The sequence below is a fragment of the Amycolatopsis sp. NBC_00438 genome (assembly GCF_036026695.1).
In the GTDB taxonomy this organism is placed as follows: domain Bacteria; phylum Actinomycetota; class Actinomycetes; order Mycobacteriales; family Pseudonocardiaceae; genus Amycolatopsis.
Genome location: NZ_CP107923.1, coordinates 3,970,360 through 3,987,708 on the forward strand (window position 1 = coordinate 3,970,360; position 17,349 = coordinate 3,987,708).

Annotated in this window: 11 protein-coding genes; all 11 read right to left on the reverse strand. The window is 71.0% G+C overall.

Annotation, left to right across the window (positions count from 1 at the left end):
* Window positions 1–3 precede the first annotated feature (3 nt).
* Window positions 4–3,966, reverse strand: coding sequence for a ThuA domain-containing protein (locus OG494_RS17600; protein ID WP_328457001.1), 3,963 nt, complete (start codon window positions 3,964–3,966; stop codon window positions 4–6).
* Entirely contained in the window at window positions 3,963–4,919 is a 957-nt protein-coding gene (locus OG494_RS17605; protein WP_328457003.1) for a multicopper oxidase domain-containing protein, read from the reverse strand. The genes OG494_RS17600 and OG494_RS17605 overlap by 4 nt, the downstream gene beginning before the upstream one ends.
* Before the next feature lie 39 nt (window positions 4,920–4,958).
* Window positions 4,959–5,813: a sugar phosphate isomerase/epimerase family protein gene (locus OG494_RS17610; RefSeq protein WP_328457005.1), complete on the reverse strand. Its 855-nt coding sequence runs from the start codon at window positions 5,811–5,813 to the stop codon at window positions 4,959–4,961.
* Window positions 5,814–5,854: 41 nt separating this feature from the next.
* Complete coding sequence (locus OG494_RS17615; protein ID WP_328457007.1) at window positions 5,855–6,997, reverse strand: Gfo/Idh/MocA family protein; 1,143 nt, start codon at window positions 6,995–6,997, stop codon at window positions 5,855–5,857.
* 29 nt (window positions 6,998–7,026) lie between these two features.
* Window positions 7,027–8,082, reverse strand: a complete 1,056-nt coding sequence (locus OG494_RS17620; RefSeq protein ID WP_328457009.1) for a substrate-binding domain-containing protein — start codon at window positions 8,080–8,082, stop codon at window positions 7,027–7,029.
* A 24-nt stretch (window positions 8,083–8,106) separates the two neighbouring features.
* Window positions 8,107–9,105, reverse strand: coding sequence for an ABC transporter permease (locus tag OG494_RS17625; protein WP_328457011.1), 999 nt, complete (start codon window positions 9,103–9,105; stop codon window positions 8,107–8,109).
* Entirely contained in the window at window positions 9,102–10,604 is a 1,503-nt protein-coding gene (locus OG494_RS17630) for a sugar ABC transporter ATP-binding protein (RefSeq protein WP_328457013.1), read from the reverse strand. Before OG494_RS17630 ends, OG494_RS17625 begins: the two co-directional genes overlap by 4 nt.
* Window positions 10,601–11,800: an ROK family transcriptional regulator gene (locus tag OG494_RS17635; RefSeq protein WP_328457015.1), complete on the reverse strand. Its 1,200-nt coding sequence runs from the start codon at window positions 11,798–11,800 to the stop codon at window positions 10,601–10,603. Before OG494_RS17635 ends, OG494_RS17630 begins: the two co-directional genes overlap by 4 nt.
* A 526-nt stretch (window positions 11,801–12,326) precedes the next feature.
* Window positions 12,327–13,499, reverse strand: a complete 1,173-nt coding sequence (locus tag OG494_RS17640; RefSeq protein ID WP_328458962.1) for an ROK family transcriptional regulator — start codon at window positions 13,497–13,499, stop codon at window positions 12,327–12,329.
* A gap of 150 nt (window positions 13,500–13,649) precedes the next feature.
* A complete protein-coding gene (locus OG494_RS17645) occupies window positions 13,650–14,423 on the reverse strand; it encodes a maleylpyruvate isomerase family mycothiol-dependent enzyme (protein ID WP_328457017.1) in 774 nt (257 codons plus the stop codon).
* A gap of 99 nt (window positions 14,424–14,522) precedes the next feature.
* Complete coding sequence (locus OG494_RS17650) at window positions 14,523–17,348, reverse strand: PQQ-dependent sugar dehydrogenase (RefSeq protein ID WP_328457019.1); 2,826 nt, start codon at window positions 17,346–17,348, stop codon at window positions 14,523–14,525.
* Between the last annotated feature and the right edge of the window lies 1 nt (window position 17,349).

Below are 17,349 nucleotides of genomic sequence, written 5' to 3' on the forward strand. Positions count from 1 at the left end.
GCGCTACAGCTGCCGCACCCGGATGTTGCGGAACTCGGTCAGGTCGTTGTCACTGTGGTTCTGCAACCCGATGAACCCGCTGACGAACTGCCGCAGATCGGTCGGCGGATCCCCGGCGCGCGAGGACTGCTGACCCGGCGTGTTGTCGAACTCGTTGATCACCACGCCGTTGCGGATGATCGTGTAGTGCTGGCCGACGACCTTGACCTCGTAGTCGTTCCAGGTCGCCTTCGGCCGCGCCCCCGCCTGGTCCAGCGGGCGCGGGTCGAAGTTGTAGATCGACCCGGTCTTCTGCGGCTCACCGCTATCGCCGTCGTAGATCTGGATCTCGTGACCGCAGTAGATCGCGACCCACGCCTGCGACGTCCGCGCCGAGCCGACCGTCCCGCAGCTGCCCGCCGGCCGCTGCTCCAGCGGCGTCCGCGGATCCGGGAACCGGACGAAGACCCCGGTGTTGGCCCGGTTCGGGTCCGGGGCGATGTCCTTGAACTGCAGTTTCACCGAGAAGTCGCCGAACTGGCGCTGGGCGTACCAGAGCATGCCCAGCCCGCCCGCCGAGCGGATCGACCCGTCGGGCTGGAGCGTGAACTGCCCGGATGGCGCCTGTTCCCAGGCTCGCAGCGACTCGGCGGTGCCGTCGAAGAGCGCTTCGTAGCCGGTGGTCCCCGGCTTCCCGATCGGCGACGCCTCCGCCGCCGCGTTCAGCTCGGCCGCCTCGGCGCCGCTGAGCACCCCGAGCTCGTCGAGCGTCTCGGTGGCCTGCTCGACGTGGTTGACGAACGCGGCGTGCGTGCTCCACGTGCCTTCGTCGTCGATGAAGTCGTCCACCGTGCAGCCACCACCGGCGTTGCGGTTGGGCACCTTCGTGATGGTGTCGCCCAAGGTCACCACCGGACTGGGATCGGCCACCGCACACCCGACGTTCACCGCGGTGCGAGTGGTCACCGCCTCGCCGTTCGCGTACGTCACGGTCAGCTTGGCGGTGAAGATCCCGGTGCGCGGGTAGGTGTGGCGCGGATCGGCCTGGGTCGACACCGAGCCGTCGCCGAACTCCCAGCGGTAGGACACCCCGCCGGACTTCGACCCGGTGAACGCCGCCGTCAGCGCCTTGTTCTGCACCAGCGTCGACGACGCGGCCGGCGCCGGGGTCGGCGCGCCGCCGGTGTAGCTGATCTTGAGCAGCTTCTGGTTGGCGTCCAAGGAGAAGAAGCCGTTGCCGTAGTCGAGCACGTACAGCGCGCCGTCCGGCCCGAACTTGGCGTCCATCCAGCTCTGCACCCGGGTGTCCCCCGCGCCGCCCGGGATGATCTGGCGGAACGTCTCGGCGAACACCGGCGGCTGGTGCGTCGGCACGCCCGCCGGGTCCACGGTCACCGCGACCCGGTTCTGGGAGTTGGACTCGTCGCCGATGAACCACTTGTTGTCCCAGTACCCCGGCCACGCGACTCCGCTGTTCGTGTTGACCAGCGAGCGGTGGTAGGTCGGCCCGGACATGATCGCCTGGCCGCCGCCCCGCAGGTACGGCTGGGTGTAGGTGGCGTCCGCCGCGTTGTAGGTCGGGATGGAACTGTTGGGGCGGTTGGGGAAGACCGGGCCGCCGCCGTCCGGCGAGTACCAGATCATGTTGTCCTTGATCGGCGGCAGGTTGACCAGGCCGGTGTTGCGCGGCGAGGTGTTGATCGGATTGTTGCAGTCGTACCAGCCGGTCAGCTCCGCGGCGTTCGTGCTGCTGCGGTCGCGGTAGGGCTGCCGGTTGCCCATGCAGTAGGGCCAGCCGTGGTTGCCCGCCTCGGTGATGATCGTCGCCGTCTCGTACTTCGCCGGCCCGAGCTCGGGGCTCGGCGACGACGCGTCGGGGCCGACCCAGCCCGCGGTCATCCAGTTGTGCACCGGGTCGATCTGCAACCGCGAGATGTTGCGGACGCCCATCACGTAGATCTCCGGGCGCGTCTTGTCCGCCGGCCCGTTCGGGAACAGGTTGCCCTGCGGGATGGTGTACGTCCCGTTCGCCTCCGGGTGGATGCGCAGGATCTTGCCGCCGAGGTCGTTCGTGTTGCCCGCCGTGCGGCGCGCGTCCTGGAACGAGAGGCCCTTGTAGTCGAGCGTCCAGTTGTTGCCCGAGTAGCCGTTGGAGCCGCCCGAGGAGTTGTTGTCCCCGGAGCCGACGTACAGGTTCCCGTCCTTGTCGAACGCCATGCCGCCGCCCGCGTGGCAGCAGCTGTGGATCTGGACGTCCCAGGACAGCAGGTCCTTCCGGGTCGCCTGGTCGAGCGTCTGCGCGGTGGCGTTGTAGGTGAACCGCGAGATCGTGCGCTTGCCGATCCGCTTGTCGCGGTCGATCGACGCGTGCGGCATCCAGTAGGCGTACATGAACCCGTTCTCGGTGAACTTCGGGTCCAGCGTCAGCCCGAGCAGGCCCTCTTCGTTCTTGACGAGCTCGTCACCGCTGCCGCGGTTGCCCATCACCGGCAACGTCGTGAGCAGCTTGACCTTCTTGGTGGCCGGGTCCCACTGGTGGACCGTGCCGCAGCCGAGGCCGACGTTCGGGTCGTCCCAGCTGACGATCGGCCCGGTCGGGCAGGCCGCCTTGCCGATGTAGAACACCTTGCCGTCCGGGGCGATGGTGAGCCCGTGCGGCTCGCCGATCTGGTCGAGCTGCCCGGCCGCGTTCTTCCCGGTCAGCCGCTCGACCTTGTAGTTGGCGGCGATCCCGGCCTGGCAGTCGCCGCGCACCATCCCGGTCGTCCAGCGCAGGGCGCCGAGCAGGTGCTGCCGGAACTGCGCTTCGCCGTAGGACCCTTCGGTGCGGCCCATGCCGGTGTAGAAGGACCGGCCGCCGTCGTAGTCGCGGCACCACGAGATCGGGTGGAACGCGCCGTTCGCGCCGACCCCCGGGTTGTAGCCCTTCTCCTCCACCTGCGCGACCGTGTGCACGGTGCCGACCGGGTTGGACTCCCAGTTGAGCCACCGGTCGGTGCGCGTCCAGTTCTGCGGCAGCCCGGCGGTCGCCGGGTGCTGGGCGTCGAGGACGTCGACGACGGCCTGCTGCGGCGCGGGCTCGGGCGGCGGCGGGGTCGTCGAGGTGTCCTTGAACAGCTTGAGGTCGGCGAGCTGGATGAGCGGCTCACCCGCGTTCGCGGTGATGTTCAGCCGGTAGTTCGGGTAGACCGTGGTGTTGGCGAAGGTGAACGTCCGGGTCTGGAACCGGTCGGTGAACGCCTCGTTCGTGCGGGTGTCCAGGTCGGTCCAGGCCTGCCCGTCGGCGGACCCCTGCAGGGTCCAGCTCTTCGGGTCGCGGCCGGGGAAGTCGTTCGCCGAGACCAGCGAATAGCTGCTGACCGCGACCGGGGTGGCCATCTTGTAGGCCGCCCAGCCGGTCGTCGCGAACGTCAGCCACTTGGTGTTCTCGTTGTTGTCGGCCAGTTTTTCCTTCGTCTCGTTCGGCGGGTTCTCCGCGCTGGCGGTCACCGACGCCACGGTCTCGGGCGTCGGGCGGGCGCCGACCGGGCGCGCGCCGATCAAGCCGGTGAACCACTGGGACGAGTCCTGCGCGCGAGCGGCGTCGGAGATGCCGAGGAACCCGCCGCCCGCCTTCATGTAGGCCTGCAGCGCGGCTTCCTGCTCCCGCGCGAGCGTCACGCCCTGCGCGGAGAGGAACACCACGCCGCGGTAGCGGGCGAGGTTCGCCGCGGCGAACACAGCGGGGTCGGAGGAGGCCGTGACCGTGATGCCGTTGTCCTGGCCGAGCCGCGCGATCGCGTCCGCCGCGCGCAGCACCGGGTCCTTCTGGCCGTCCGCCGCGCCGTGGAAGACCAGCACGTTCACCGGCACGTTCACCACCGCCGGCGCGGCCTGCGCCACCGGCATCACGAGCAGCGGCGAGCCGGCCGCGAGGACCGACCCGATGGCGAGCACGAGCGCTCCGCGTCTGCCGAACCAACGTCGTTTCATGGCGTCCCTCCTCATGCGTGTGTCCGGCCGTCGGGACTCATGTCGTGCCCGGCGTGGCCGTGCTGCTTGAACCGGTCGATCGCTTCCTGCGCTCCGTCGGGCAAGCTGCCGTCGGGGTTGCGGACCAGGAACAGGCCCACCATCCCGCCGTCGGAGTGCGTCTGGACGTGGCAGTGGTACATCCACACCCCCGGCCCGGCGCCCTCGCCGGCGATCACCTGGAAACCGAACGAGCTGCCGGGGTCGAGGTTCTTGTTGTCGACGATGGCAGCGTTGTCAGCGGCGCCGCCGAGCATCCCGGTGCGGGTGTCGGCCCAGCGGTGCCCGTGCAGGTGGAACGTGTGCGGCAGGCTGCCGTACCCGACGCAGACCCACTCGACGCGCTCGCCGAGGCGGGCCTCGAACATCGGTGTGTCGGGTGCCATCTCGTGGTTGATCATCATCTCGTTGAACACGACGGTGTACTGCTTGGCGGGCAGCAGGTCGCCGCGCTTGCGCACGATCAGCCCGCCGTAGAGCCCGCGGGCGAGGCCGCCGGTGCCGTGGTCGGTACCCATGGCGTGGTCGTGGTAGTGCCAGTAGCCGGCGCTGCCGGGCATCCAGAACCCGCCGCTGGCCTCGTACCGGGCGCGGGTGCGCCAGGTGTAGGTCCGCGTCTCGCGCGGGTTGTTGAACGACGCGTTGAGCGGGGCGCCGTCGGACGCGGTGTCGTAGATGACCCCGTGGGGGTGGATGGACAGCCGCTGGTCGGTGGTGTTGACCAGTTCGATCTCGAGGGTGTCGGCCTCGTAGATCTCCAGCAACGGCCCCGGGATCGTGGCTTTGCCCGGTTCCAGCCCGTAGCCGTACAGGCCGCCCGGCAACGCCTCGGCGTAGATCGTGATCCGGCGGGTCAGACCCGCCGCCGACGCCGAATCGGCGGCGCCGAGGGCGGGCACGAGCACCCCCGCGGCGGTTCCGGCCAGCATCGACCGACGTGACACTCGCATGTGGATTCCCCCGGGGTCTCAGAACCGTACGGTGCGGAGGTATTCGAAGCCGACCTTGGCGGTGTTGAGCGGATCCGCCGGCTGGTCGTGCTCGACGATGTACTCGCTGATGTTGTGGCAGGAGGCGGCGAAGATGCGCGGGAAATCGATCACGCCGGTGCCGGGATCGGTCATCTGCCCGTCCGCGGTCCGGTCCTTGACGTGGTACTGCGTCACGCGCGGATAGTTGCGCCGGAACAGCTCAACCGGGTCCGCGCCGCCGTTGACCGCCCAGAAGAGGTCGATCTCCAGATGCACGTCTCGCTTGTTAGTCTTCGCGGTGAGCACGTCGTAGGGCAGCACGCCGTCGATCGGGTGGAACTCGTGGTCGTGGTTGTGGTAGCCGAGCTTGAGCTTGGCCTTCTTGAACGCCACCGCCGCGGTGTTCATCCGGCCCGCGAAGGCCTCCCACTCGGCGATCGTGGCGAACTGCGCGAACGGCACGACGGCGGAGGAGTTTCCGAGGATCTTCGCGTCGGCGATGGTCTGGTTCAGGTCGCCGTCGATGCCGACGTGCGTCGAGGACGCCTTGAGGTGGCACTTGTCGAGGATGGCGCGGAACTCGGTGGCGCTGCGCCCGTACGTCCCGGCCAGCTCGACCTTCCGGTAGCCGATGTCGGCCAGGGCGGACAGGGTGCCTTCGGGGTCGTTCTGCAGCAGGGAACGCAGGGAGTAGAGCTGGATGCTGATCTTGTCGAGCGGAACGCGCTGCCGGCCTTGGGAGGCGCCCGCCGTGCCGGGCATCACGACCGCCGCCGCTCCGACCGTGAGCGCCGCTGTCGCGACGTTCAGGATCGTCCTTCGGGAGTATTGCTCAGCTTCTTGACCGCACATGGAACTCCCTCATTTCTTGCGCTGACTGGCTGAAACGGGATCTAGTCCTCGATCGCGGTCCACGCCGACCGTGTGGAAGCGCTTTCCTCGACCGCGTGCAGCACGCGCTGGACGCGCAGGCCGGCGTCGAAGCCCGGCTCGGGATCGGTGCCCGCGCCGAGGGCGTCGAGCAGGTCGGCGACCTCGTGGGTGAACGTGTGCTCGTAGCCGAGCAGGTGCCCCGGCGGCCACCACACGCCGACGTACGGGTGCTCCGGTTCGGTGACGAGGATGCGCCGGAACCCTGCTTCGGTGCCGGTGCCCTCGTACCACTGCAGTTCGTTCATCGACTCGAAGTCGAACGCCAGGCTGGCCTTCGATCCGTTGACTTCCAGCCGCATCGCGTTCTTGCGGCCCAGCGCGAACCGGGTCGCCTCGAAGCTCGCCACCGCTCCCCCGGTCAGCCGCGCCAGGAACAACGCGGTGTCGTCGACCGTCACCGCGTCCGTCCCGCCGTTCTCGGCCGGCCGCTCCTTCACGAAGGTGTTCGTCAGCGCGGAAACGCCGGTGATCCGCTGACCGGTGACGAACTGCGCGGCGTCGACGATGTGCGCGCCGAGGTCACCGAGTGCGCCCGAACCGGCGGACTCACGACGCAGCCGCCAGGTCATCGGCGCCTGCGGATCCGACAGCCAGTCCTGCAAGTAGACCGAGCGCACGTGCCGGATCTCGCCCAAAGCCCCGCCGGCCACCAGGTTCCGGGCGTGCGCGAGGGCGGGCACCCGGCGGTAGTTGAACGCGACCATGGCCCGTACCCCGCGTTCACGGGCCCGTCGCGCCGCGTCGGCCATCGCTTCGGCCTCCGCGACCGAGTTGGCCAGGGGTTTCTCGCACAGCACGTGCTTCCCGGCTTCCAGCGCGGCGATCGCGATCTCCGCGTGGCTGTCGCCCGGCGTGCAGATGTCGACCAGGTCGACGTCGTCGCGCGCGATGAGCTTCCGCCAGTCCGTCTCGACGGCGGCCCAGCCGAACCGCTCCGCCGCCGCCTTGGCCCGGGTCTCGTCCCGGCCCGCGAGCACCGCGAGCCTCGGCACCAGCGGTGGGTCGAAGAACCGGTGCACGCTGCGCCAGGCGTGCGAATGCACCGCACCCATGAACGCGTGGCCCACCATGCCGATCCCGATCGTTTCCCGTGCCGGGCTCAATGCCCCTCCTTCGGTTTGGTGAAGCCAGGTCAGGAGTCGAAGCCGACGTCGAGGTACTGGTCGACGTTCTCCTTGGTGACGACGGCGGAGTACGTCGTGATCTCGGCGGGGATGTCGTGCTCGGCGAGGTCGCCGACCCCCTTGTTCTGCCCGAGCAGCCGCGCCAGCGCGATCGCGGTCGAGGCCATCGACGGGCTGTAGAGCACGGTCGCCTTGATCGGCGACGCGTCGGCCTTGATCAGGTTCATCATGTTCTTCGAGCCGGCCCCGCCGACCATGATGAACTCCTTGCGGCCCGCGGTGTCGATCGCGGCGTTGACACCGATGCCCTGGTCGTCGTCGTGGTTCCACAGGGCGTCCAGCTTGGGCGCGCTCTGGAGCAGGTTCGCCGTCTGCTGCTCACCCGACTCCGAGGTGAACTGCGCCGAAACCCGCGGGCCGACCTTGTACCCGGCGCGCGCCAGCGCGTCCGCGAAACCCTTGCTGCGTTCCTGGGTCAGCGGCAGTGAGTCGATCCCGGCGACCTCGCCGATGACCGGGTTGGCGACGTTCTTCGCCTTCAGCTGCTTCGCTATGTAGTCACCGGCGTTGACGCCCATCCGGTAGTTGTCGCCGCCGATCCACGTGCGGTACGCGAGCGGCGTGTCGAAAACGCGGTCCAGGTTGATCACCGGGATCCCGGCGTCCATCGCCTGCTGCCCGACCGAGGTGAGCGCCTTGCCGTCGAAGGGCAGGATCACCAGGACGTTCACCTTGGCGTTGATCAGCGTCTCGACCTGGGAGATCTGCTGGTTGACGTCGTTGGTGCCCTCGGTGGCGCTGAACTTCACCTCGCTGAACTTCTGCGCCTGGGCCTTGGCGTTCTTGGTGATCGCCGCGATCCAGCCGTGGTCGGCGGCGGGCGCGGAGAAGCCGATGGTGACCGGCTTTCCCGGCTCGGCGTTGCTGCCCGCGTTGGCGACCGGCGCGTTCGACTCCGAGTTCGCGGGCGTGTTCGACGTGCAGCCGGCCAGCACCGCGCCGGCGCCGAGGGCGGCGCCGCCGAGGAGGAATCCCCGGCGGGCGAGGAAGGGTTGTTCGGTCATGACGACCTCCAGAGGTGGTGATTACTACGACCCGGTCCTGGCTTTCCTGGCCCGGAACTGCAAGAGCACGGCGAGCACGATGATCACGCCCTTGGCGATGTTCTGGATGTCGGTGTCCAGGTTGTTGAGCGTGAAGAGGTTGGACAGCACCGTGAAGATCAGCACGCCGATCAGGGTGCCGATCAGCGAACCGCGGCCGCCGGTGAGCAGCGTGCCGCCGATGACCACCGCCGCGATCGCGTCGAGCTCGTAGAACATGCCGTTGGTGGACGCGCCCGCCGTCGTCCGCGCGACGACCATGAGCGCGGCGATCCCGCAGCACAGCCCGGCGACGCCGTAGACGAGCGCGAGGTGCCGCTTGACGTTGATCCCGGCCAGCCGCGACGCCTCGATGTTGCCGCCGACCGCGAACGTCCGGCGGCCGAAGGTGGTGCGGTTGAGCACGACCCAGCCGATCGCGAACACCAGCGCGAACAGCCAGATCAGCACCGGGATGCCGAGCAGCGCGCCGCGGAAGAAGGTGAGGAAGTCCTGGTCGGCGACGACCTGCGTGCGGCGGCCGCTGAGCCGCTCGGCGAGCCCGCGGGCCGAGACGTACATCGCCAGCGTCGCGATGAACGGCACGACCTTGCCGTAGGAGACGAGCACGCCGTTGACCAGCCCGCACCCGAGGCCGACGGCGAGTCCACAGAGGACCATCACCCACGGGCCGTAGGACTGGGTGGCCAGCGTCGTCAGCCAGACGCTCGACAACGCGACGATCGAGCCGACGGACAGGTCGATGCCGCCACTGATGATCACGAACGTCATCCCGACGCTGACCACGCCGATCGCCGCGGCCAGCCGCAGGATCGTGGAGATGTTGCTTTCGGTGAAGAACAGCTCGGGCCGGGTGAACTGGCCGACCAGGCACAGCACGACGAGCACGCCGGCCAGGCCCAGCAGCCGCGGGTCGGCACGGAAGGAGAACCGCCGCCCCGGCGCGGACAGCGCTTTCGGTGGTGCCGTTTCGGTGTCGGTCATGCCGCGCTCCCCTCGAGAATCACGTCGAGCACCCCGGCCTCGGTGAGCCCGGCGGACGGCCGGTCGGCGAGGACGCGGCCCTCGCGCAGCACCAGCACCCGGTCGGACAGCCCGAGCACTTCGGGGATCTCGCTGGACACCAGCACGATCGCCACGCCGCTCGCGGCCAGCTCGTCGATCAGCCGGTACAGCTCGGCGCGGGCGCCGACGTCGACGCCGCGGGTCGGCTCGTCGAGCAGCAGCACCCGGCAGCCGCGGACCAGCCAGCGGGCCAGCACCGCCTTCTGCTGGTTGCCGCCCGAGAGCGTGCGGACGATCCGGCGCGGGTCGGCGGGCCGCAGGTCGAGGCGCCGCAGGCTCGCGCCGGAGTCGTCCAGTTCCTTCGCGCGTTCGGTGAACCCGAGCTTCGAGTAGCGGCCAAGGCTCGCCAGGGTCACGTTGTGCGCCACCGAAAGGTCCAGCAGGAGGCCCTGGCTCTTGCGCTCCTCCGGGGCCAGCCCGATCCCCGCCTTGACGGCGGCCCGGACGTTGCCGGAGGTCAGCGCTTTCCCTTGGACGGTCACGGTTCCGCTGTCGGCTTTGCGCGCGCCGAAGATCGTCTCCAGCAGTTCGCTGCGGCCCGAGCCGACCAGGCCGGCGATGCCGACGACCTCGCCCGCGTGGACGGTGAAGCTCACGTCGTCGAACTCCCCGGCCCGGGACAGGCCGCCGACTTCGAGCAGCGGCGTGGTGCGGTCCGCGTGCCCGTCGTGGCGCGGCCCGAACACCGTCTCCACCTTGCGCCCGGCCATCAGCGCGACCAGGTCGGCGGTCGGCGTGGTCTGGGCGGGCAGCCCGGTGCCGACGGTCCGGCCGTCCTTGAGCACGGTCACCCGGTGCCCGATCCGGCGCAGTTCCTCGAGCCGGTGGGAGATGTAGACGACGGCGACGCCGTCGGCGGTCAGCTCGCCGACGATCCGGAAGAGGTTGTCGACCTCCTCGCCGGCCAGCGCGGCGGTGGGTTCGTCCATCACGAGCAGCCGGGCGTCGTGGGCCAGCGCGCGGGCCATCGACACCAGCTGCTGGCCCGCGGCGGACAGCTTGCCGACCTCGTGCCACGGCCGGATGTTCGCGTGGCCCAGCCGGGCCATCAGCCGGGCGGCCTCGTCCCGGGCCTGCGAGATCCGGGTGAACCCGAGCCGGGCGCGCTCGTGGCCGAGGAAGATGTTGTCCGCCACCGAAAGCCCGGGCACGAGGTCGAGCTCCTGGTACATGGTGGCGATGCCCAGGCGCAGCGCGTCGACCGGCGAACCGAGTTCGACGCGGTGTCCCTGCCAGGTGATCTCGCCCGCGTCCGGCCGGTGCGCGCCGGAGAGGACCTTGATCAGCGTCGACTTGCCGGCGCCGTTCTGCCCGAGCAGGCAGTGCACCTCGCCGGGTTCGACGTCGAGGTCGACGCCGTCGAGCGCGCGCACGCCCGGGAAGGACTTCACGATGCCACGCACGGAAAGCAGGCTCATACCGAGGCCTCCTCGGGGCCGGCGACGAGGGTGGGGTCGGCGAAGATCCGGTCGGCCGCCAGGTGGGCGGCACCGCGGAGCGGGGCGCCGAGACCGAGCGCGGACGGCACGACCCGGGCGTGCAGGCCCGGCTGGGTGTGCGCGGCGAGCTCGACGCGGACCGGTTCCACCAGCCACTCCCCCAGCTCCCCGAAGTAGCCGCCGAGCACGACGACGTCCGGGTCCAGCACATCGACCACAGTGGACAGTGCGACGCCGAGCGCGACGCCGAGTTCGTGCACCGCCGTGACCGCGCGCTGGTCGCCGCGGCGCACGCGGTGCTTCAGCAGCGCGACCCGGCCTTCGACGCCGAGAGCGGGATCGTGCAGCGGATCGCCGGGCGCCGCCGCCGCGCGCAGGACCGCGGCCAGGTTCGCCTTGGTCTCCAGGCAGCCCGTCCGGCCGCAGGAACACCGCTCGCCGTGCGGGTCGACGGCGATGTGCCCGACCTCGCCCGCGAAACCGCGCGCGCCGCGCAGGATCGCACCGCCCGCGACGAGTCCCCCGCCGACCGCCGTCCCGCCGCTGAGGTAGAACAGCTCGCGCACCCCGGCGAGCGACTCGGCGAGCGCGCCGAGGTTGGCCTCGTTGTCCACGGCGATCGCCTCGGCGGGCAGGCCAAGCCGGGCGGCCATCAGGCCGGCGATCTCCGCGTCGCGCCAGCGCAGGGCCGGGGCGAACCGCAGCACCGCGGCGGCCGAGTCGACCAGCCCGGGTACCGAGATCGCCACGCCGGCCGGCGGGCCGGACAGCACCCGGTGCGAGAGGTGGGCGAGTTCGTCCATACCGCGCTGGAGCCCGGCCGCGGCGACGTCGACGGTTTCGGACCGCTCGGCCAGGACCCGGCCGGACAGGTCGGTCACCACCGCCGACAGCCGGTCGGCTTCGATGCCCAGGGCCAGCGCGCACGCGCCTTCGCCGTCCAGTTCGACCAGCCGGCTCGGCCGGCCGTTGCCGGGCAGGACCCCGGCGGACCGGACCAGGCCCCGCTCGGCGAGTTCGGCGAGCAAGCCGGGCACCGCCGACTTCGCGACACCGCAGCGGGTGGCCAGCTGCGAGCGGGACAGCGGGCCGGTGCGCAACGCCCGCAGGACCGCGGCCAGGTTCGCCGTACGCGGGCTCGCCGGGTCGGCTCGCCTGGTACCGGTCACGGCCACGATGCCCCCACAGGTGTTGCGCCTTGAACACACTTTGTTACCCAGAGAGCGAAAGTAGGGTGACGGCCATCACCCGTCAAGGTGACGATGGAGCAGTACGTCCGGTTTTCACCCGGATAGACGCGCCAAACCGTACATACTTTCGTATCCAAAGTGCAAAAGCCTGCAGGGTTCGAGCGCTACTGATGGGACACGGACGGGCGCCGAGCGCGCCCAGGCCGGCCGACGTGGGCGCGAGTGCGTCGGTCTGCCAGGGGCACGGCACGAGCTACCGGGTGACACCGACGGCTCCCGTTGCCGGAAAGCCGTGAGGGGCACCTTCAGGGACCCTGGGTCCCTGAAGGTGCCCCTCACGACTTTGGCGAAGCTTGCGCCCGGGCCGGAACCGGCGCCGGCGCCACCCCGACAGGCATCCCCAGGCGTTCAGCGGGAGGTCCCGGCCGGCTCCTGCCGCGGCTTGTCGTGAGTGGTTAGGGCGGTTAGAACCGCCCTGACCACTCACGAGGGCCGCGGCAGACCGCTCGTGTCAGCTGCTGAGGGTGAAGGCGCGGTCGGTCGCGGACCAGGCGGCGCCCGTCACGCCCGCGGTGTCGCCGAGCTCCGACAGCACGATCGGGAGGTTGCCGGTCGCCAGCGGCAGTGAGCGGCGGTACACCGCGCTGCGGACCTCGGCGAGCAGCTGGTGCCCGAGCTGCGCCACCCCGCCACCGATCACCACCATGCCCGGGTTGATGAAGCTGACCAGCGAGGCGACGACGAGGCCGAGCCGCCGGCCGCCGTCGCGGATCAGGTTGACCGCGCCGAAGTCGCCCGCCGCGGCGGCGCGGCCGACGTCGCGGGCGGTGACCGCGCCGCGTTCGGCGGCCGCCTCGGCGAGGTGGGCCGAGCGTCCGCTGCGGGCCAGCGCGAGCCCGTCCCGCGCCAGCGCGGCCCCGCCGAAGTAGGCCTCCAGGCAGCCGACCTCGCCGCAGGCGCAGGTCGGGCCGAAGTCGTCGAGCCGGATGTGCCCGATGTCCCCGGCCGTGCCGGCGACCCCGCGGTACACCTTGCCGCCGAGCACGATCCCGCAGCCGATCCCGGTGCCGATCTTGACGAACATCAGGTCGTCGGTCGAGCGGGCGACCCCGGCGTGCCGCTCCCCGAGCGCCATCGCGTTGACGTCGTTGTCCACCGCCACCGGGCAGCCCCAGAGGCCGCCGAGGTGGTCCCGCACGTTGAACCGGTCCCAGCCGGGCATGATCGGCGGGGCGACCGCCATCCCCTCGGCGAAGCTGACCGGCCCCGGCAGCCCGACGCCGGCCGCGATCAGCCGGCCGGGCGCCTCGTCGCGGACCTTCGCCGCGAGCTCAGCGACCCGGCGCAGGACCGGATGCGGCCCCTGCCGGACGTCACCGTCCTCGACCGTGTGCGCGAGCACCTCGCACGAAGCGTCGGTCACCGCCACGCCGACCGACGTCGCGCCGACGTCCACCGCGAGCACCCGCAGGTCACCCGCCAGCCGCACCAGCGTCGACCGCCGCCCGCCGCGGCTGGCCGAGGGTCCCGCGGTCTCCACGAGCCCGACCTCGCCGAGCCGCGCCACCTCGGCGCCCACCCGGGCGCGCGGCAGTTCCAGCCGCTCCCCCAGCTCGACCCGCGACATCGGGCCTTCGTCCCGGAGCAGCGTGAGCACCCGGGTCTGGTGCCGGGTTTCGACCATCGAGTGCTCCGGAGCCGATGCCGTGGGTTCCCCGCTCATTCGTTCCAGCCTACTGCGTCGGCTGCCGCGGGCCCGGGAACGCCGTCGCGCGAAACCCGGCCCGTCCCGTGTGGACGGACTACCCGGCCGCTCCCGGGCCCGCGGCTCCCGTCAGAAGCCGGGGAACACGCGGCGCAGGTCGTCGAGCGTGATGCTGCCTTCGACGGTGACGCCCTTGTCGTAGGGTGCCTTGAGCCGGCCGCTGATCAGCCGGACGAACGCTTCCGCCGGCCCGTCGAACGTCGCGGACGGCGACTCGAGGTGGTCCACCACCGTGACGGCGTCGTCGATCACCAGGCCGCCGCCGGGGACCGCGAGCGACACCGGGTCCGCGAGCTCGGCCGGCTTCGCGAGGAAGCTCAGCATGAAGCCCACCGGCCCGGCCAGGAGCTCGACCAGCACCGCGGCCGACCCGGCGTCCACGCCCGCTTCCGGGTCGAAGGCCACCCGGACGTCCCACGAGTGGTTGGCCACCTCGTTGAGCCGCATGCCCAGGGCGGTGAGCAGGGGGACCGGCTCCGGCAGGAAGCCGAGGTCGACGGTCAGCGACGAGCGCTGCTCGGGCGTGAGCGCCTCGACCGTTTCGAGCCAGCGGGCGTTGTGCTCCACGAAGCCCTCGGCCTGCGCGCGCGGCGCGGACCCGTCCCAGCGGGCCCAGATCGTCGGGTTGTCTTCGGCCGCCACGGTCTCGCCGGCGGCCCGGGCGATGGGCGCGCGGCCGATCTCCGCGCCGCTGCCGAGGTGGGACAGGGCCTGGGCGACGGTCCAGTCCGCGGCGCCGCTGGTGGTGGCCAGCTGCTCGTCGGTGAGGGTGGCGACGAGGCCGGCGAGCACGTCGTGCTCGGAGCGGAGGGCGGTGATCGTGCGGTCCACGAATTGACTCATGCCACGCTCAACTCCCGGACGGGCGCGTGTGTTCCGCCCGGGCGGGGGTACCCGCGGAGCCGGGCCGGGCCCGGCCCCGCAGGTACCGTCGTGGTGCGGTCACCAGGGGCGGTCGACCGCCCCGCCGGCGAGGGTGAACGTGATGTAGCCGCCCTGGAAGTCGCTGCGGTACACCCCGTTCGTCACGTACTCGTCGGTCCTCGGGTAGTGCAGGTAGGAGTTCTCCCACCCGAGCGCCGCCCAGCGCTTGCGGATCTCGCCCTTCACCGCGTGCGCGCCCGTCGCCACCGTGTAGTAGATCGAGTGGCCGAGGCTGAAGTGGTTGAACCGGCCGAGGCCGTCCGGGGTGCCGGTCTCGTCGGTCGTCGGGTAGCCGAGACCGCGTTCGTAGTCGAGCGCCGCCCACTTCTTGCGGATCTCACCGAAGATCGCGTGCGCGCCGTACGCGCTCGTGTAGTAGATCGACCCGACGTTGGTGCCCTTGACGAAGTGGTTGTACCGGGCGACGCCGTCCGGCGTGCCGGCTTCGTCGGTCGTCGGGTAGCCCAGGCCACGTTCGTAGTCGAGCGCCGCCCACTTCTTGCGGATCTCACCGAAGATCGCGTGCGCGCCGGTCGCGGCGGTGTAGTAGATCGATCCCACGTTCCCGTTGTTGGTGAAGTGGTTGAACTGCGCGACCCCGTCCGGAGTGGACGCGGTGTCGCTCGTCGGCGGGCCGAGGACGCTGTGGCCGCCGAAGGCGAGGTACTTGTCCAGCACCGGGCCGGTGAGGAACTTCGTGCCGCCCACGGCACTCCAGTACAACCGGCCGTTCGTGTAGGTCCGGTAGTGGACCGTGCCGTCGGTGACCTCGGTGCCGGTCGGCGCGCCGAGCTTCGTCCGCAACGCCGGGTCGGCGTCGTAACGCTGGTCGATCGGGGTCGCGTAGTTCGCCGTCAGCGTCATGTCGCCGGCGCCGACGGTGACGATCCACGTGGTGTCCGTGGGCCCGCCCTGCCAGCCGGTGAACTTCGAGACGCCGTCGATGCCCAGCGGCGCGGCCTCGACGTCGAACGTGGCGCCTTCCGCGACCATGGCCGTGCCGACGCCGCCCTCGACCGGGATGCTCAGCGCCGCCGGCTGCGTGCTGACCAAGGTGATCCGGTGCTCACGCGGCCACGCCACGTAGGTCTTCGACGCGGCCACCCCGGCGCTGTCGGTCACCGTGGCGGTGAACTCCTGCCGGGAGTCCGGGTGCTCGGTGAACGGCAGCGCGAAACTCGCCCCGGTCCCGCCGGCGCCCGGGTGCGAGTGGCACGTCGCCTCGCTCGGGCAGTGCCGCACCGCGGAGGTCCAGGTGATCGGCAAGGCGCCGTCTTCGGCGTCCGTCGCGGTACCGCTCAGGCTGACCTGCTGGTTCACCGCGAACGTCGCGGTGTCGCCGGGCGTGGTCAGGGTGAGCTGCGGGGTGTGGTTGCCCGGCGCCACCACGACAGTGGTCGTACCGCTCGCCCCCAGCGGGTCCCGCACGGTCAGCTTCGCGGTGAACGACTCGGTGCCCGCCGCGTAGGCGTGGGTCACCTTCGGGCCGGCGTCGGCGGCGGTCGTGCCGTCCCCGAAGTCCCAGTCGTACTTCAGCAGATCGCCGTCGTAGTCGACGGACGCCGAGCCGTCGAAGGAGACCGTGCGGGTGTCCGGATCCGTGGTCGACGACGCGCTCGCCACCGGCGCCGTGTTGCCGGCGGTGTAGCTCAGCCGGCGCAGCTTCCCGGTCAGGATGTCGGCGTAGACGACGTCGCCGTTGGCCGCGGCCGCGAACTTCGTCGGGCCGCCGATGTCGGTGAAGGCCGGCGGGTTCTGCGGCGCCTGCGTGAGCCTGCCCTGGTCGTCGTACCGCATCGTCCAGATCTTGTGCGTCACGTAGTCGCCGAAGAACAACGATCCGCGGTAGGCGGCCGGGTAACTCGATCCGTTGTAGACGATCCCGCCGGTGACGCTGTTGCCCTGCATCGCGCCGTTCCCGTGCTGGTACTCGAAGATCGGCGCCTGGTTCGCCACGCCGGCGCAGCCCGCGAGGGCGCTGTAGCCCGGCGTCGGGTGGGTGCCCTCCCAGCACGGCCAGCCCTGGTTGGCACCGCGCTGGACAACGTCGACCTCTTCCCAGCTGTTCCAGCCGACGTCCCCGGCGACGGGCAGGCCGAGGTTCGGGTCGATGCTGAACCGGAACGGGTTGCGGAACCCGCGCGCGAACACCTTGCTCGCCGTCGAGGTGGGATTGGCCGCGTCGTAGTACGGGTTCCCCGGCACGCCCTTGCCGTCGGGGGTGAAGTGGAGGACCTTGCCGTAGGGCTGGTTGACGTCCTGGGCCCGCAGCGCGCCCGGGTCCACCTTCGCGAAGTCGGCGTTGTCGCCGATGGACATCCACAGCGTGCCGTCCGCGGCGGCGATGACGCCGTTGATGCCGTGGACGTCGTAGATGCCCGGCACCTCGAACAGCGACTGCTCACCGCCCAGCGCGGCGGGAGCGCCCGCCGCGTCGAGGCCGACCGTGAACCGCGACAGCCGCATGACGAAGCCGCCGGTGACGTTGACCGACCGCGTCAGGTAGACGTTGTGCGACGTCGCGTAGTCGGGCGCGACGGCGACGCCGACCAGCCCGAGGTCGCTGACCGACCGCGTCGGCAGCGTCGCGATCGTCCTGCCGGTCCCGCTCACCGGCAGCCACCGGACCCGGCCGTCCTTGGCGGTGGCGAGGACGGAACCGTCGGGCAGATAGGTGAAGTCGGTCAGCTGGTACTGACCCAATCCGGTGTCGGTGTCCTGCAGCACGAAGCCCGACGGGAGCGCCCCCGCCGCCACCCCGGTCGACACGACGGGCAGTAACGCCCCGGTCAGCACCGCCGCCACCAACGCGTGACGGAGTGCGCGAAGTTTTCCCAAAGCCATA

Bases quoted from the DNA above. Each gene is read 5' to 3' on its own strand.
- OG494_RS17600 (WP_328457001.1), bottom strand. From the start codon at position 3,966: ATGAGGAGGGACGCCATGAAACGACGTTGGTTCGGCAGACGCGGAGCG.
- OG494_RS17605 (WP_328457003.1), bottom strand. From the start codon at position 4,919: ATGCTGGCCGGAACCGCCGCGGGGGTGCTCGTGCCCGCCCTCGGCGCC.
- OG494_RS17610 (WP_328457005.1), bottom strand. From the start codon at position 5,813: ATGTGCGGTCAAGAAGCTGAGCAATACTCCCGAAGGACGATCCTGAAC.
- OG494_RS17620 (WP_328457009.1), bottom strand. From the start codon at position 8,082: ATGACCGAACAACCCTTCCTCGCCCGCCGGGGATTCCTCCTCGGCGGC.
- OG494_RS17625 (WP_328457011.1), bottom strand. From the start codon at position 9,105: ATGACCGACACCGAAACGGCACCACCGAAAGCGCTGTCCGCGCCGGGG.
- OG494_RS17630 (WP_328457013.1), bottom strand. From the start codon at position 10,604: ATGAGCCTGCTTTCCGTGCGTGGCATCGTGAAGTCCTTCCCGGGCGTG.
- OG494_RS17640 (WP_328458962.1), bottom strand. From the start codon at position 13,499: ATGGTCGAAACCCGGCACCAGACCCGGGTGCTCACGCTGCTCCGGGAC.
- OG494_RS17645 (WP_328457017.1), bottom strand. From the start codon at position 14,423: ATGAGTCAATTCGTGGACCGCACGATCACCGCCCTCCGCTCCGAGCAC.
- OG494_RS17650 (WP_328457019.1), bottom strand. From the start codon at position 17,348: ATGGCTTTGGGAAAACTTCGCGCACTCCGTCACGCGTTGGTGGCGGCG.